Here is a 16,184-nt window from a genome sequence, read left to right on the forward strand (position 1 = left end):
CCTCTCATGCCTTCCAGTCGATGAACGCCACCCGCACCCTGCGGAAGGCGGAGGTGATCGCCCTGGTTCCTGCGGCACAGCAAAACGCCCACGCCTACGGCGTGGGCAAAGGGGAACTTCCGAACCACGACAGCTGACGCAAACGCTACACGCCCCCCACGGCCTGTCACCAGAGGGAACGAGGTGCGTCACACCTGCGACACACCAGGCGGTCGTGCCCACAGCAACGGCGGACCGCCACCTCAGGCAGCCGTACGCGGGCGCCGTTCAGACCCTGAGCGACCGTGTTCGGCGTTCACGCGTTGTGCTTCCGCAAGCCGGACTTCGAGCGTCACGATCCGGCAGGCCGCCTCGATGGGCGTGCCGCGGTCGACGAGTTCGCGGGCTCGGGCTGCGAGCCGAAGTTGGTAGCGGGAGTAGCGGCGGTGTCCGCCGGCGGAGCGGAGCGGGGTGATGAGGCCGGCGTCCCCGATGGCGCGGAGGAAGCCGTGCGTGGTGCCGAGCATGTCTGCGGCCCGGCCCATCGTGTAGGCGGGGTAGCCGTCGTCGTCGAGACGGCCGAACGAATAGTCTGCTGTCATCGCACCTCACTGCGAAACAGGTGGAGGAAAGGGTTCGGACCACGGGGAGGGGCCCTGGTGCGTACGACACCAGGGCCCCGAAGGAACTGCTGCACCATCTGCCGACCCTAGTACTGCGCCGGCCTTCTGTTTCCGCAGAGCCGTCCGATCGGGGACGGGCAGTACGGGGATCGCGGATGTTTGACCGGAGACCACCTCAACTATCGATGTTCTGCGGTACCCGGACTCGCGTGGCGTCCGGGCGATCCTGATGGCGCCCAATCCCTCCGTTCATCCCTCGGATGATCAACTGCTTACTGCAGGGAACTGCGGTACTGCTGATACTGCGAACTGCGGGTACTGCTCGCGGCCTGACCAAGCGCCACACTTTCGGCAGCCAGCCCCGTCGCCCATCCTGCATCTGCTCTGGCTTAGAACCCCACTGCCGAACTTCCCGGTGCGCGCGCCCGCAGCCGACGCCTTCACCGGGGTGCTGCTCCACTTACTTCACTGCTGGTACTACGAACTGCACTTACTTCGGGTACTGCTACTGCGTTAACTGCGGTTTTGCTTACGGCGGCCCCTGATCACTGCGGGCCACCCGGTCCGGTCGTCAGCCCCGTCGCCGTCCTGCAACAACCCTGGCTTCGGAACTCCACCACCGCACCATCCTGCGCACTGCAACTACGGGTATTGCTTGTACTGCGGATCCTGCTTGCCCGGCAGTTCACCTCTGCCAGGCCCTGCGGCCTCTCTGGGCTACGAGAGAAACCATAACCACACCACCACCCAATGTCTACTCCGGCCGCGATAGATTTACGCGTGTCCGATAGTGAGGTATTCGGCCTCGGCCAGCACCGCCGTGACCCGGGCGCCACCGAGACGCGGCACGGGACGGCCGGGGCGGCCACCAGCAGCGATGTCGTTGGAGCGTTCCGCGTAGCGTCGCCTGCCGCCGTACTCCGGGGATGGGAGGCCGGTACGGGCCGTCGCGCCCCGTTGCGCCGGACGCCCGTCCGAGCGGGCCTCCGCGCCAAGCAAGCCGAGGCTGCCCGTCTCGCGAAGAGGCCCGTCACCGACCTCGGCATCCCACGACCTTGTCCCGCAGATACCCAGTGATCCACCACCCGGTGGTGTCCCGCCATGGGTGCAGCCGATCTTGCCGGTGACCTTCACCGTCGCTCGGCTGCGACTACGCGGGGGCGGCTACGCCTGCCAGGTCGCCCACTCCGAGTTCTTCAACACGGGGCGGCAGCCGAAGGGCTGCGGATCACGACGACCCAGGCTGGGGCTCCTCGCCGTCGTAGGCCGCCAGCGCGGCCTGGCGACATTCCAGCAGGTCGCCAAGGTCCTCGTGGGACACGTGCTCCTGGGTCAGTGCCACCATGGCCCTGGCCTCGACCGAGGCCCATGCGTGCCGGGCTCGTTTGTTGGCGCGGCGCCTGGTGTCGCTGCGCAGGAAGCCCGCTCCCGCCGCGAACCCGGCAGAGGCCAGAGCGGCGAGGGCGGCGGGAACGCGCACGTCCGTCGAGGCCAGTCCTGCCGCTCCCGCCGTGCCCGCGAGCAGGGCCGCGGGGAAACCGAGGGCGATGTCCGCCTTGGCCCAGAACTCGGCCCGGCGGTGGGCAAGTTTCCTCTGGCGCGTCGCCTCGTCTCTCATCCGCTCGATCTCGGCACGCAGGCGGTGCACGAACTCGTCCGGGCTCAGGCGCGTGGTTCCGTCAGCGGAAGTGACCATAAAGGCATTCCAACACGCCTGCACCAGAAGGTACTTGGCGAGCCCGGACAGCCTTCGAGCGCGGCGGACGTGAGCTTCCCACAATGGTGTGCCGCCAAGTCGTGTAGCCGATCTTGCAGGGCCGGGGGTGCGGTCAGTCTCTCGAACACCGCACCCCCGGCCCTGCACGTTCATTGCCGACAGGTACCACGAGCACTGCGTTAAAGCGGCTCAGCGTGGACCATGCGTTCGATCATTTCAAAGCCCCCCTCCCAGAACGACCAACCAGAAGATCCTCCCAGGCCGGTCAGTCAACGTGACAGTGCCCCCGGAGAGCTACCTCGCCGGACTCCACCTGCGCGCCTCGATGATCTGGATCAAAGACCTCACCAGGGGCGACCCGTTGATCAGGACTCGCTCCGCACCCTAGCGCCGTCGTCCGCGTCCGCCCTGCCGTCTGCCCTTGTCCCTGCTGGGTCGTCTGCTCTTGGCCTTGCCCCTGCGCCTGCGCGGAGCCTGCACTGGGCGCCCCTGCCAGCCGATGCTGTCGTCCTCCGAGAGGCTCGCTGCATACGAGAGCGCATGCTGGATCAGCAGCGTCAACAGGCGCTCGGACTCCGCCGAGGGAAGCTCGCTCTGCCAGGGGCAGAGCGAGTACCAACCCTGGCCCGGATCCGTCAGGGGCGGGCAGGGCTCTGCGGGCTCCAGGGGCTCAGCCGGCGCTTCGGGAAGGCGCACCAGCAGTGTGCCCATGCTCCAGGCGACGACCGCGGCTATGCCCTTGGCTGCAAGCACCGGCATCCCGAACGTCGCCAGGACGGGCCACTGGGGAGCAAGGTCCTCAAGCCTCTCGACCAGATCGGGGTGGGTATGCAGCTCCCACCCCTCGTAGACGTAGGCGCCGCGCTCCTGCGGAACGCCCTGCTGCCGCAGCAGGTCGAGCAGCGCCGTGTTCTGAGGCAGGTCCGGCAGCAGCGTCATGACTCGACACGCTACGCGCCGTTCAGCAGTGGGGACAGTGATGGCGCTCCTCTCCAGCAGGCTCACCGGACCGGGCCATTCGGCAGTACTGGTACGGCCCGGTGGTGTCAGGCCGCTCCCGTCCTCCGCCCGCCACCGGGGCGAATCCGCAGAATAATCACGACTCGATACGCGCCCTAGTGGAGAATTTGCGGGAGATGCAGGAGACCTGCGGCGCTGTCCCCCGTGCCCCCGCCGAGCAGATGCTCGACGAACTGGTCCACGCCTTCTCGCGTGCCGCGGCTATGAAGCAGCAGCACCGGGAGTCTGGTGTCGAGGCGTACACCGAGTGGGAGCTTCGGGCGAGTGAGAATTACGAAATGCTCCTGGCGCGCTGGACTGCCTGACCAAATCCCACGCCGAACAGCACGCCGTGTATGCCGACGGAGGCCGGAGTCTGAAGACGGCCGAAGTAAGGAAAGAGCTGAACCAATATGGTGTCCTGCTCGACATGCCTGGGCTGGAGAACGCCGTCGAAACCGGCAAGATCCTAGTCTGGCGCCGAAGCGCCCGGAGGCGCTATCAGCTGGCGGGTGAGCGGCTGTGGATGGACCGGAAGGCCTTCGCCGATGCGGTGGCCCGCTGGCTGGACGAAGGCCCCACTACCTGACTCTCCTCGGATTGCGGCGGGTGGCACATGCCGTCCCACCGGTGATGCCTGTACAGCGGAAGACCCTCGATGTCATCCGGCACCGCGGGCGGCCAGAGGCGGTCAGCCACAGCCACGTGGCGACCGGGGGTCCCCCGCGGCCGGGACCGCAGTGTGCGGATCGGTATCGAGGCTGTGCGCCAGCCCTTCACCGACGAGCGGCACCGCGAGATCCCGTACGTGCACGGGCCCCTGCTGACAGTGGTGCAGCACCTCCTACCCGGTAGGGCTGGCGGCCCAGCAGAGGGCCATTCGGTCAGCGACCGGGCGTCGTCTCCCGGGTGGCCACAGCCGGTACAGGGTCTGCGGGCTTGGCCTTGGTGTGGTTGCGTACCAGCAGGCAGGCGAGTGCTCCGGCCATGACCACGGCGATCGGTAGGATCGCGGTGACGTGCATCGTGGCGATGAACGCGTCGGCGTACGTCTTGCCGGTGGCCAGCTCGGCAGCCAGTCGGCCCTGCAGCAGAGCACCGACCGTTGCCGCGCCGATGACGGCGCCGATCTGACGGATCGTGTTGTTGACGCCTGAGGCGGCGCCGGCCAGCCGGGGCTCGACGTTCCGCATTGCCTCGGTGGACATCGGAGCGACCACGCAGCCGATTCCCAGGCCCGTGACCACGGTCGCCGGGATGAACGCGTACCAGGGGGTGGCCACCCCCGCGGTCAGCACGATTGCGAGCATCCCGGTTGCGTACAGCGTCAGTCCGGCCATCAGCAGGTATTTGCCGCCGATGCGGTCTGAGAGCCGTCCCGCGAACGGCCCGACGGTCATCGACACCAGCGAGGACGGGGCGAGCACCATTCCGGCCTTGATCGCGCTCATGTGCAGTACCGACTGCAGATAGAGGTTGAACGGCAGCACCAGTCCGATCATGGCCATCGACACCAGCGCGACCAGCACTGTCATGACGGTGAAGTTGCGGTCGCGGAAGAGCGTGAACGGCACCAGCGGCTCCTGGTCCTGCTTGCCGCGCTGGTTCAGCAGGAAGCCCGCGACGAGAGAGGCGCCAGCGGCCAGCAGCGCCCAGATACCGGGACCCCAGTGGTAGTGCTCGCCCTCCTGGAGGCCGAAGGTCAGACAGAACAGCGCCGCTGTGGCGATCAGTACGCCCATCACGTCGAAGCGGTGCTTGCGGCCGTGCCGGATGTCGGGGACGACCAGGAAGGTGAGGGCGAGCGCGGCCAGGCCGATGGGCACGTTCACCAGGAAGATCCAGCGCCAGCCGACCGTGGAGACCAGGATGCCGCCCAGGGTGGGGCCGGACAGGGTGGCGAGACCGGCGACCATGCCCCAGATCCCCATGGCGGCACCACGCCGCTGGGCTGGGAAGACCGAGACGATCAGGGTCATCGTCTGGGGCACGAGCAAGGCAGCGCCCAGTCCCTGGACAGCGCGGGCGGCGATCAGCAGGGCGGGGCCCGCGGCCATCCCGCACGCGATGCTGGCCAGGGTGAAGATCGCCAGCCCCGCGGCGAAGAGATTGCGCGGCCCGAACAGGTCGCCGAGGCGGCCGGCGGAGATCAGCAGCACCGCCAAGACCAGTGCGTAGCCGCTGACCACCCAGAGCGTCTGGTCGAGCGAGGCGCCGAGCCCGTCGATCATCTCCGGGATCGCGATGTTCACGATCGTCAGATCCAGCAGGGTCATGAAGAACCCGAGGGAGAGCGTCACCAGGACAGCCCACGGGTTTGCGTGCCATTTCCGCACGGGATCCACCCCTTCGCCTGGGCCCCGGAACTTCCGGGGCCCAGCCATGACAATATTCCATCGAACTCGATGCATCAAGATAGATATATCGAGTTGGATGTACCGTGGTGGCATGAATGGAGTAGAGCTGTTCCTGTTGGGGCGAACCCTGATGAAGATCGGCGAAGAGGTCATGCCGGAGCCGGAGGGCGGTAGCAGACGCCACCCCGGTACTGTCCGGTCCGTCCTGATCGCGGTGAGCGACATTGCTGCCCATCCGGACAGTGCCGTCGGCGAGATCGCCGCACGCACCGGCCTGCCGCAGAGTCAGGTATCCACCGCCGTCGCTCGCCTCAGGGAGACGGGCGCGATCACGACAGCACCCGACCCTGCGGACCGTCGCCGCCTCTTGGTCCGACAGTCCCCCGACCTCTCGGACCGAGTGGCACAGGTCCGGGCGACCACGATCGACGACGCACTCGCCAAGGCGCTCGGTGCCGACGATCCGAAACGGATTCAGGAAGTCGCCGATGCTCTTGCCGTACTCGCCCGACACCTGACTCCGCAGGCGCTGGCCAACCTCCGCCCATAGGTGGGCGAGGAGTAATCGGGCGCCGTCCGCGACTGGCTGGTGACGTCACCAGTCCATCGCGCTCCTCATCGCCATCGTGTCCGTGGCCGCGGTGGCGGTGGCGGGTGCAGTGGTCAGCGCGAGCCCGGCAAGTGCCGAAACGGCCGTGAGGAGCGCGGTACGGCGCAGATGACGAATCATACCGATCATGCTCCGGCCCAGGCCGGCGAAGAATCGTTGCTGCCCGGCAGGTGTCACCCGCCCTGGTAAGAAGTCGTACCGGGAGCCGCAGCCAGGCGTCGTGACAGCGCATCGGGGCCGGGGAAGCTCGCCGGGCAGTGCCGGGAGGACCGCGGCCGGCCCGGGACAGGAGGGAGACTCCGGCGGTCTGCGCAAGCGCCGGTTTCCGCCGCAATGGACCTGGCGAGCGCCGGCGACGAGGTCGCCGCGCGGTGGCGACACGATCCGCAGCAGGCCGCCGTCCTGGTGCGCGAGCTGGTGGCCGGGCGGCGAGCTCGCCGCGGACGAAATCCTCGACGGGCGGTCGACTCCGCGGCGCTGACCGGTCTGCTGACGCTGCAGGAGGCGCGCACCGCGCCCGATCCGAGCGCGGCGGCGGAACTCCTGCCCGAGCGCCGTCCCCCACATCGCGCTCGCGGTCACCCTGGCCAGCGCCGACCTGGGCTGATCAGCAGCACCTGCACCTCCACTCCCCAACCGGGCCAGCATCCTCGGACAACCGTTGCCTCGGCGTCGCCCCCGGACCAGTAGTCAGGCACCCTCACCGCATCCGGGTCACGGTGAGGGTGCCGTGTCGGCCGGACCCGGCCAGCACCTCCACGATCAGGTCCGTCTCCACTCGTGTGTACGGCTCGCCCTCTGCCCGCCGCTCCCCCACCACCGTCGCGCCGCTCAAGGCCTCACCGATACGAACCGCGAGGACGGACTCCAGGCGCGCGGACACCCGGGCCGGGCCGCCCTCGTCCCCCACCGCCAAGGCCAGATGGTGCGGTCTGAGCCGGGGGCCGGGCCGGCCCGCAGAGCCCTGAGCCGCTGGGGTCTCGATGATCTCTCCGACACGGCGGAATTGCTCGTCAGTGAACTCGTGACCAACGCCCTGCGCCATGCGGAGCGACCGGTGACGCTGCGGCTGCTGCGCACTGACATCCTGCGCTGCGAAGTCGGCGGCGACTCCCCACAGATGCCCCGGCAGCGCCGGGGAAGGGACACGCACGAGCGCGGCTACGGTCTGTTACTCGTGAACCGACTTGGCCAGACGGTGGGGAGCCACACGTCTCTCGACCGGCAAGGTGGTCTGGTTCGAACTGGGCCTGCGTCCAACTCTGACAACCCCTTCTGGTTGACGAACCGGGGGATGCCGGGATGGACGGACCGCTCGTGCGGCTACAGGACGTTGAGAAATGTTCTTGGGGAGTCTCCGTTGCAAACGGGCCTATTCGGTTCTTGCAGGCTGGTAGCGCCAGGCGGGAGGGCTGGCGCTACCCACAGGAGGACGTGGCCTACTTGTACCAGTAGCGGACGCCGCCATGGTGGCTGCAGGTGCCGCGGAACTTCGCCGCGGGTCCCGTCCTTGCATTCGGCGGTCGCACCTGCCGGGTGCGGACTTGCAGCCCTGCACACGCCGGTGGTGTGCGGTACGCACGTGGTGGTCGCCTCGGCCTGGACGGCCGGGGCGAGGAGCGCGGCGGCGACGGCGAGCGCGGTGAGGGTGGCGTGGGCGATGCCGCGGCGATCCGATGCCGGGAGAGTGCGGATCATGATGTGGGACCTTCCTGGTTCAACCCCCGTGTCTTTGTTGTGGGGTTGGGGGTCGGGTGAGGTGATCCCCGTGGTGTGGACACGCCTGACAATGGATCTTGTTGATCCTGAAAGGTGTAGATCCACGTGGCAAGGCCCTCGAAGTACAGTGCGGAGTTCCGGTCCGACGCGATCACGTTGTGGCGGGCTTCGGCCGGCAGGCGGACGTTCAAAGACGTTGCGGCCGATCTGAACGTCAACCCCGAGACATTGCGGACCTGGGTGCGTGACGCCGACGGCCTTCCGGGTGCCTCCGGCGCGTCGCAGGACACTGCAGCCGAGCTAGGAGCGTGGGTCAGTAACCGGATAGCAGGGTTGTGAGGTCAGGTGGGTGCGCGAGATCGTTTGAGGCGATACTGCCGGTGTCGTCTGTTGGAGGACCTCCGTGACCGATCCTGCGCCCGCGTCGCTGCCCGCCCCGCCCTACTACGCCGTGGTGTTCACCGCCGTGCGGACCGCTGGCGACAACGGCTATGCGGAGAGAGACGAGCGGCTGATGAAACTGGCTGCCGACCAGCCGGGATTCCTCGGTGTCGATTCCGCTCGCCGTGCGGACGGCCTGGGGATCGTGGTGTCGTACTGGAGGGACGAAGACTCGATTGCCGCTTGGCGGGATCACGCAGAGCACGCCCTGGCCCGTGCGCACGGACGCGAGCATTGGTATGCCTCGTTCGCGCTCCACGTGGCCAAGGTTGAGCGCGCCTACGGGTTTACCCGCCCGGCAGATCTGTAGGTGCCACCGCCGCCCATCCTCGTGATCATTCATGCGGGATGATTCCGGTATGTGTGGTGGCGATGGGCTGTTCGAGGTCGAGCCGGTCGAGGCAAAGCGGCCGCAGGCGCGTGCGGCGGCGGTGGACAAGCGGTTCCGGGCCTTCGACCCGCACCAGGTCCTGCTGCTGCCCCGTCGCTGGACGACTGGCTACCCGAGGACCACCAGGCCCGGTTCGTCGCCGCCCTGGTCGACCATGCGCTCGACCTCTCGCCGGTCCTGGCCGACTACACCGAAGAGCGCGGCTTCCCGCCGTACGATCCGCGGCTGATGGTGCGGCTGCTGATCTACGGCTACGCCACCGGAGTGCGCTCCTCTCGGGCGATCGAGCGCAAGTGCGTGGACGACGTCGCGTTCCGGTTCCTGGCCGCCGACCAGGCCCCCGACTTCCGGTCGATCGCCCGCTTCCGCCGCCGCCACCTGGACGCTCTGGCCGACCTGTTCCTCCAGTCCCTGCACCTCGCGCAGAAGCTGGGCATGGTCAAGATGGGCCGCGTCGCCCTGGACGGCACGAAGCTGGAGGCGAACGCCTCCAAGCACAAGGCCATGAGCTACGGACGGTTGGTGGACAAGGAGGAGCGGATCGAGGCCGAGATCGCCCAACTGGAGGCCCAGGCCGCCGCCCTGCTGGCCGACGCCGAGCACGTCGATGCCGCCGAGGACCAGCTCTTCGGCGTCGACGGCAAGGAGGTCGACCTGCCCGCCGAGCTGGGCCGCCGCGAGAAGCGCCTGGCCAAGATGCAGGCCGCCCGCGCGCAGATCGAGGCCGAGGCCGCCGCCAAGGCCCGCGCTCGCGCCGAGGACACCGAACGCCGCCGCCAGGAGCGGATCGGCACCAGCGACGCCGGGTACTGCTCCGAGACCAACCTCGAAGCCGCGAGAGACCGACAACTGGCCTGCGGGACCGACACGTTCGTCGTGTGTGAGCAGCAGGGCGACGTCCAGGTCCTGCGGATGGATCCAGATCAGTTCCGCTCCGGTGCGTAGCGTCTCACTGCGGCCCGGGTGTCCCACTCTGACCTGGATCTCCTCCCAGTAGGCGCCGCTTTCGCCGTCCCGGAGGATGTGTCTGGCGGTGAGCACCAGGCGGGGTGCGACGAGATAGCCGGAGCTGACGCGGTGCTGATCCGCAGCCGCGTGGTTCCGCTGCGGATCAGCACCAGTCTGTGCGGTTCCATCACTCCTCGTCCCAGGACCCGGTTTCGGTGTCGCTGATCTCGGGACTGGAGCCGCCGCGGGCCCGGTCCCGGACCGAAAGTTTTAGCGTCAGTCTGTGGGTGCGGATGGTGGAGTGCTCACCGCCCACGCCGACGGTCGCCACACCGAAGCTGATCTGCCGTCCCCCTTGCCGCTGTCGCGCAGCTCCAGCTGCAGCTCCAGTTCGGCCTCCTCGATGCCGAACGCGAATTGCTGGTCTGCCCCCAGGTCCTGCACCTACTGGTCTGCCCCCAGGTCCTGCACCTAATAGAGCTCCTGCCGCAGTTCCTCGATCGCTGTGGCAAGACCGATCCCCGCCATCCACACCCCCAACGCGCACTGTGCCTGCGGAGTAGTCTGCCAAGGTTTTGAGGCCGGGCGCCCAGGTTTCGGGAGAACGGACGCGTGGGGTGCGTGTCCGGCGGGTGGGAGGCGGGGCAGCGCTCGACGTCGCGTGACGTTCCCGTGCAACGACACGAGCTCCAACGGGGGCCGGAGCTCTCGATCGAATGCACCCTGGCGACCCGGGGCAATCTTGCCCTTTGGCGGGGGATGCGGCCGGGGCCGTGGAAGCCTTCGCCGGTCTGCTGACCGACCAGGAGCGCGTGCTGGGGCCCGACCACCCCGACACCCTGACGACCCGGAACAACCTCGCCTCCTGGCAGCGGAGACGGGCGGTTTCAACGTCGAATAACGATCATTCGTGAACACGAAGATCGGGTCATTGCCTTCTCCTGCTCTCTCCAGCCGGCTCGACGCCTTCCTCCTGTTTCGGGCCCGGCCCCGGACATCGTTGCTCACGCTCGCCTGCGGTCCTCAGCCGTGCGGGCGATCCGGTATGTCGGGCGTGGGCGCCACCGGTTCCGCGAGGCGGCACAGTCTTTCGGTGGTGCCGAGCTTGCCGGTCAGGCGTATCGCCCTGCCGACGCCTCGCGGCATGATCCTCACCCGCATGGTCACCTTGGCGTCGACGGGGACACCCGAGGGAGCGTCAACGAGGAGCCGCAGTTCTTCGTTGACGTGAAGAAACTGCCGGTCCGAGGCTCTGAAGTCCCAGTACGCGGCAGTGAAGCCGACCCCCGACGACGTGAGTCGAGGGCAGTAGACCGTCCTGCGCCGAGTGATCTGGGGTGCCAATTCCGCGCCGAGGACCGAACTGGCCACCTGAAAGGTGAGCCCGGCCCCCATCGTCGTCTCGATCTCGATGGGGTGCTCCCCCTCGACCAGGCCCGGCGACATGTCCGCCACCACGGCCCCGGGCGAGGCCGACAGGTCGACGACGAGTCGAGACCAGCGCACATCGGATTCGGGGTGTGCCTGGATTACGCAGATCAGTGGTACGTCGTAGCCACTACGATCCGGCACGACGGCCGCCACCTGCCGGACCGGGCCGAGGGCCAGCCCGATACGGGTCTCGCGGCGCAGCAGAGTGATCGTGGCCTCGTCCAGCGGCTGGAGTTGCCGGTCGGGCTCGATCTCCTCCACGTCCGGCTCGACCAGAGCGAGCAATGCGTAGCCTTCGGGGAGTTCCGTGTGCGTCAGCATGTCAGTCTCCGGTTCCGGGCGTGGTGCGCGCCGGGGCGCGCCAGTCACCGAGGAGGCAGAAGGCCGCCCACCGGTACATCCGGTCGTCGCCACAGCGGTCTCGTGCGGTGAGCAAGGCCGTACGCAGGGCCTGCGCGGGGGATTGTCCGGCCAAGGTCAGGTCGTGGAAGTCGGCCATGACGGCGGCCGTGGTGGAGTCGGGTATCCGCCACAGGCTCATCACCAGCGAGCGCACACCGGCGAAGAGCAGGGACCGGCTGAGGCCGAGGGTCTCGTCGGTCCGGCTGGTGCGGCCCACGCCCGTCTCGCAGGCCGACAGGACCGCGAGACGGACACTCTGCCAGTCCTGTCGGAGGATATCGCGGGCGGTCAGGACTCCTCCCGCCAGCGCGAGGCCGGAGGAGAGCGGGTCCTCGGCGTCGAAGTGGGCGTGGCAGGCGGCGTGGAAGACGGAGGCATGCGGCACGCGCAGCAGGACCTCCTCCCGGGTGGCCGCCTCGCCCAGGAGAGGGACGGTACCCAGCCGGTCGGCCAGTGCGGCCGCCTCCGTACGGGCGTACGGAAGGTCGAGTCCGGGATCGCCCAGGACAACGGCGTCGGTGCCGGCCCCGGGGGTGCGGTGGTTGAGGGTGCGCAGCAGGGACACGGCCGGCAGATAGCCGACGGGGTTGCGGTCGAGGAGGGTGGGGAAGCCGTCCACGGACAGGGCGTGGAAGGGGACGTGGTGGAGGGCGCCTGTGGGACAGATGAGGACGGTCTGCCCCGGCCGGGCCACACCGGTGAGCGGGGCGACGAGCGGCCCGAGGACGTGCTGGAAGAGGCCGGGCATGTCCTCGGACAACTCGCGCACCTGTCCGGCGCTTCCGAAGTGATCGTCGATGAAACGCAGCATGTGCGGACCGTCGGCTTCGACGGACGCCACCTGGAGCCCGGTCTCCGCGCCGAGTGTGAAGACGACGACCTGTCCGTCGTCCAGGATCGCGTAGGACGCCACGACGACCGGCTCGCCTGCCAGTTCAGCGATCGCATCGGCAGGGTTCAGCACGTCGGACTGTCTGATGGCAGCGTACTCGGCCGCTTGTGGACCGCATTGCGCCATCCGGTCCCACAAGGTGGCGAGCTCGCCGGTCAGCGTGTGGTGGCGCGCCCAGTCGACCGTGTGGGCGCGCTCTGTCTCGGTGCGTGCACGCAGCAGCTCGGCCTCCCGGTGGAGCAGCGGCGCGGGGACTCCCCGGGGGGATCTGAGGCGGGCGGTGCTCATGACGTCGAGCAGCGTGCGGGAGCGCTTCCGCTCCGCAGCGGTGTACGCGGCGGCGACATGCCGCTCGCGGTCCCCGTCCCCGCGCTGCGCCCGCTCAAGACGGAAGCGGGTGAGCAGTTCGAAGACGGTGACTCGTTCGTCCTGGATGCGGGTACGCAGATCAGCGTCGGGCTGTGCCGCCCGCACCAGGTCCGCGAGGCCGACACCGAGTTCCAGGACGTCGGTGGCGGTGTAGAGCTCGCCCGAGCTCCAGGCGGCGTGGGCCATCGGCATGATGACGCTCCAGGCCAGCTCGACTGCGACGACGCGGTGGCCCGTGTGCGAGGTGGGTTCGCCGCGCGGGGCCCAGAACAGCCGGTCCTCGATCGTGCCGGGAACCGAGGAGAGGACCAGCACCTGTTCGTACGCCAGCATGACGGGGCCGAGGCGGGGCCAGCGTTCGAGCACGGCGGCGGTGGCGATCCAGTCCTGCGCCAGACGGTCCGCGTTGCCGGAGTTCAGCCCCCGTGCCGTGGCGTGATGCTGCAGAGCCCGGCGAGGCAGGTCGAGCCAGGTGAGAAGGACTCCGTAGCCGTGATGCACTGTGGCCAGCGCGACCGCGACCGGGCTGCGGGCCGCCTCGCCCTCGGCGATTCGCTCCGCGGAGCGAAGACGCAGCAGTGCGCTGTTCGCGTCACCGTCCTGCAGAAATTCCGTCAGTGCGGTGGAGACGAGATCCACCACGCGCTGGTGGTCGGTGATCGGACCACCGTCCTCACGTTCCTGGCGCAGCCGGTCGTAGTGCCGCGCCCCCGCGTCGTCACCGCTGCGCTGAGCCGCCGCGGCCAGCGCTTCGTACTGGGCGGCTCGTCGGGGGCGTTCGTCGAAGTGGTCGTCGCCGGTCCGCAGGGGCTTGCCCGCGCGAGCGCGTTCCTCCTCGTCGGCATCCGTCCAGTGTTCGGCGGCCCGCAGCAGGTCGTACGCCTCGCTGTAGCGGCCCAGGGACGTGTTCACCGAGCTCAGCAGCTCCAGGGTGGTGGCGACCAGGCGGGCCTTGCCCAGGCCCTCGGGGTCGCCCGCGGGCCACTGGCTGTCGAGTGCCTGCGCGATCTGCACACTTCGGCGAGCGAGCAGCAGCGAGCGCTCCAGGTCGGTGCCTCTGGCCGACCATTGGTGGACGAGGACCCTGAGCGCGTGCAGTGCGCTGGACCAGTGCTCGCGTCCCTCGTCCGCAAGCCAGCGGTCGAAGCCGCCGTCGTGGGCGAGGGAGTCGAACAGGGCGCCCAGGGCCGGTTGTTTGCATCTGAAGATGCCCTCCAACTGGGCAGGGAGGTCGGCTTCGATGCCCGGTCCCTCGGCGAAGCGCGCGATGGGAATGCCAGGGCGCTGTACATCGGGGCTCGGACGCTGTTCCTGTTCCTGTGCGGGCGCGGGCGAGTCGGGCATGGGAGTCGGCGAGGCGACCGGCGGAGGCAGCTGTTCGAGTGCCTGTCTGGCACCGCCGTAGCCCGGGTCGAGGGCGAGAGCGCGTACGTAGCAGTCGTGTGCTGCCTGTGTCGCACTCGCCTCGGCGCGAAAGGTGTCGCCCAGGAAGCGCCAGGCTGTCGGAGTCTCCTCCACTTCCAGCGACTCCTGGAAGTACACCCGCGCCAGTGCCATGTATCCGAGCGCGTAGTAGACGTCACCGAGCAGGAGGAGGGCCATGGCACTCTCGGGGTCGGCCTCCAGAGCTCGCCGATAGCACTCGGCGGCCTCGGCGAACTCGCGTCGCTGAAAGTGCTGTTCACCCTCCCGGATGTACTGCGCGGCCTCCCGGTGGGCGCGGGTGACCAGCGGCACGCCCAGCAGTCGCGCCACGTCGGCCGCGAGCAGCGGCTCCTGCTCGGCCAGTCTCAGCAACTGCTCGGCACCGTCGGGACTCCCCTCGATCACGGCCGCCCAGATCTGGGGGCCCACCTCCCCGAGGGGAACGCTGTCAATGTCCGGCGAGATGGTCAGCTGTCCGTCCTCGAAGCGTGCGAACGCCCGCTGTGGCTTCGGGGGCGGGCGTTCCATCGTGGGCCCGAGGTCACGGATGCCGGTACCGGTCAAGCGGGTGTACTCGCGCTCCCAATGCTCGGCTTCCTGAGCGTTCCCCTCCCACAGGAGCACGATGGTCAGCTCTTTGAGGACGGCTTCCTCGCCGTGGGTGGGAGGTTCCGAGAGCCATGACCGCAGAAGAGCAAGTGCCTCGTCCGTACGGTCCGCGTGGACAAGGGCGCGCGCCAGTACAATCACGGTCTGCGCGTCACCGGGAAGGTCGGCGAGCAACCACTCAAGCACCTGAATGGCCCGCGCTGTGTCCCCTTTGCCCGAGAAGTGCCGCGCGAGGTGGTTCCGTAACGTGGAGGCTGCGTCCATCGGGGCGGTCAGCCGGTCTCCCAGCGAGGCCCAGCCGATGGCCCAGTCGGATTCCCCGTCATCGAGGGCACGCCACAACTCGCCGCTCCAGGCGTGAAGCAACGCCACGAGGGCACCCGGAGGTTTCCCCTCCAGCCATGAGTCGGCCAGTGCCAGGACGGCATCCGCCCCTCCGGTCCGCGCGGCCTCCCCCACCAGGCGGAACGCCTCATAGCGCAAACGGAACGCCTGCAGCAGCTCGGTGAGTTCGCCGTCGGAGTACGGTTCCAGCGCTTCGAAGACCGGCGTGACCGGCTCCATGATCTCGGAGGGCTCGACCAGGTGTGCATGGCTTCCGCAGGCCACAACGCCGAGCGCGCCCATCAAACAGGCGAGCCCGTCGCCCGCCGCCTCTCCCTGGTTCTGCGCCAGGGTGAACTTGCGATGGGCCTCGGGTCGGTCTCCGGCGGCATCGGCTTCGATGGCCCGCAGCAGTTGAACCTGACCGGAGAACGTCTCCTTCGTACGACGTGCCGCGTCCCACTCCGCCTCCGCACTGACGACAAACCCCGCGGCGAACGCCTCCAGCACAGTAGCCAGCAGATTCGCGTCGGCACGGGTGTTCCACGGATCCTCGCGGGTCGCGCCGTAGGCGAACGCGCCGATCAGCAGCTCATCGCGCTCGCCGGTAGCCAGGGAGACCAGGGCATCGCGACGTTCCCGGGGCGCCAGCACCGATAATCGGCGCAGCTCCTGCTCCACCCCCGCGAGGTCTCTGCCCTCCCGATTGTCGAACTGGCTGTACATCGAACGCGCCAGGACCCTCAGCATGGCATGACCGAGCACGATCACCCCCGTGTCTTCCTCAGTCCCTCAGCCGTCTGCTCTCACAGACGAACGCGCCACCCACATAGTTCCCTTTGGCCGGCCCAGTGGCCCGCGGCTTCGCGTGCGGGCCGTGGGCGGGTTGGCGGGCCGCAGACGCCTCGCAATCTCTCAGGCCCCCGGATCCGCCACCAGGACCTGGGG

General features: G+C 68.7%; 14 protein-coding genes and 2 pseudogenes. 7 read left to right on the plus strand and 9 right to left on the minus strand.

The features are described 5' to 3' along the window. Positions 1 to 242: 242 nt before the first annotated feature. From OHA19_RS01515 to OHA19_RS01525, 3 genes are all read right to left on the minus strand, one after another. Entirely contained in the window at positions 243 to 581 is a 339-nt protein-coding gene (locus OHA19_RS01515; RefSeq protein ID WP_405720783.1) for a MerR family transcriptional regulator, read from the minus strand. 1,249 nt (positions 582 to 1,830) lie between these two features. Beyond that, entirely contained in the window at positions 1,831 to 2,298 is a 468-nt protein-coding gene (locus tag OHA19_RS01520; protein WP_405720780.1) for a hypothetical protein, read from the minus strand. A 405-nt stretch (positions 2,299 to 2,703) separates the two neighbouring features. Then, positions 2,704 to 3,258, minus strand: coding sequence for a hypothetical protein (locus OHA19_RS01525; protein WP_405749106.1), 555 nt, complete (start codon positions 3,256 to 3,258; stop codon positions 2,704 to 2,706). 197 nt (positions 3,259 to 3,455) lie between these two features. Between OHA19_RS01525 and OHA19_RS01530 the strand changes: the two genes are divergently transcribed. Further along, entirely contained in the window at positions 3,456 to 3,644 is a 189-nt protein-coding gene (locus OHA19_RS01530) for a hypothetical protein (RefSeq protein ID WP_405720775.1), read from the plus strand. Positions 3,645 to 3,670: 26 nt separating this feature from the next. Beyond that, positions 3,671 to 3,907 (plus strand): hypothetical protein, encoded by a 237-nt coding sequence (locus OHA19_RS01535; RefSeq protein ID WP_405720772.1) that lies wholly within the window; start codon positions 3,671 to 3,673, stop codon positions 3,905 to 3,907. A gap of 295 nt (positions 3,908 to 4,202) precedes the next feature. On the opposite strand, the gene OHA19_RS01540 is transcribed toward OHA19_RS01535, so the two are convergent. Continuing rightward, positions 4,203 to 5,618 carry a DHA2 family efflux MFS transporter permease subunit gene (locus OHA19_RS01540; RefSeq protein ID WP_405749109.1) on the minus strand — a complete coding sequence of 472 codons (1,416 nt, stop codon included), beginning with the start codon at positions 5,616 to 5,618 and terminating at the stop codon, positions 4,203 to 4,205. A gap of 148 nt (positions 5,619 to 5,766) precedes the next feature. Here OHA19_RS01540 and OHA19_RS01545 point away from each other — a divergent pair, with 148 nt between their 5' ends. Then, positions 5,767 to 6,225 (plus strand): MarR family transcriptional regulator, encoded by a 459-nt coding sequence (locus OHA19_RS01545; protein ID WP_405720766.1) that lies wholly within the window; start codon positions 5,767 to 5,769, stop codon positions 6,223 to 6,225. 45 nt (positions 6,226 to 6,270) lie between these two features. Here the strand turns inward: OHA19_RS01545 and OHA19_RS01550 are convergent, their stop codons facing one another. Together OHA19_RS01550 and OHA19_RS01555 are read right to left on the minus strand one after the other, a co-directional pair. Next, a complete protein-coding gene (locus OHA19_RS01550; protein WP_405720763.1) occupies positions 6,271 to 6,405 on the minus strand; it encodes a hypothetical protein in 135 nt (44 codons plus the stop codon). 580 nt (positions 6,406 to 6,985) lie between these two features. Beyond that, positions 6,986 to 7,201, minus strand: a complete 216-nt coding sequence (locus OHA19_RS01555; RefSeq protein ID WP_405720760.1) for a hypothetical protein — start codon at positions 7,199 to 7,201, stop codon at positions 6,986 to 6,988. Between the two features lie 36 nt (positions 7,202 to 7,237). Between OHA19_RS01555 and OHA19_RS01560 the strand changes: the two are divergent. The 4 genes and pseudogenes from OHA19_RS01560 to OHA19_RS01575 all read left to right on the plus strand — a co-directional run. Beyond that, a pseudogene (locus OHA19_RS01560) lies at positions 7,238 to 7,568 on the plus strand (ATP-binding protein); the annotation flags it as partial. A 541-nt stretch (positions 7,569 to 8,109) separates the two neighbouring features. Continuing rightward, a complete protein-coding gene (locus OHA19_RS01565; protein WP_405720757.1) occupies positions 8,110 to 8,343 on the plus strand; it encodes a transposase in 234 nt (77 codons plus the stop codon). A 64-nt stretch (positions 8,344 to 8,407) separates the two neighbouring features. Further along, on the plus strand, positions 8,408 to 8,755 hold the full coding sequence (locus tag OHA19_RS01570; RefSeq protein WP_405720754.1) for an antibiotic biosynthesis monooxygenase family protein: 348 nt from the start codon (positions 8,408 to 8,410) through the stop codon (positions 8,753 to 8,755). A gap of 67 nt (positions 8,756 to 8,822) precedes the next feature. Then, a pseudogene (locus OHA19_RS01575) lies at positions 8,823 to 9,742 on the plus strand (transposase); the annotation flags it as partial. A gap of 318 nt (positions 9,743 to 10,060) precedes the next feature. On the opposite strand, the gene OHA19_RS01580 reads toward OHA19_RS01575, so the two are convergent. The 3 genes from OHA19_RS01580 to OHA19_RS01590 all read right to left on the minus strand — a co-directional run bounded on the left by OHA19_RS01580 (position 10,061) and on the right by OHA19_RS01590 (position 16,007). After that, positions 10,061 to 10,228: a trypco2 family protein gene (locus tag OHA19_RS01580; RefSeq protein ID WP_405720751.1), complete on the minus strand. Its 168-nt coding sequence runs from the start codon at positions 10,226 to 10,228 to the stop codon at positions 10,061 to 10,063. 579 nt (positions 10,229 to 10,807) lie between these two features. Continuing rightward, positions 10,808 to 11,536 carry a hypothetical protein gene (locus OHA19_RS01585; RefSeq protein WP_405720748.1) on the minus strand — a complete coding sequence of 243 codons (729 nt, stop codon included), beginning with the start codon at positions 11,534 to 11,536 and terminating at the stop codon, positions 10,808 to 10,810. A gap of 1 nt (position 11,537) precedes the next feature. Beyond that, entirely contained in the window at positions 11,538 to 16,007 is a 4,470-nt protein-coding gene (locus OHA19_RS01590) for a CHAT domain-containing protein (RefSeq protein ID WP_405749112.1), read from the minus strand. Positions 16,008 to 16,184 lie beyond the last annotated feature (177 nt).

This window comes from Streptomyces sp. NBC_00012, from assembly GCF_045040875.1.
Lineage (GTDB): Bacteria > Actinomycetota > Actinomycetes > Streptomycetales > Streptomycetaceae > Streptomyces.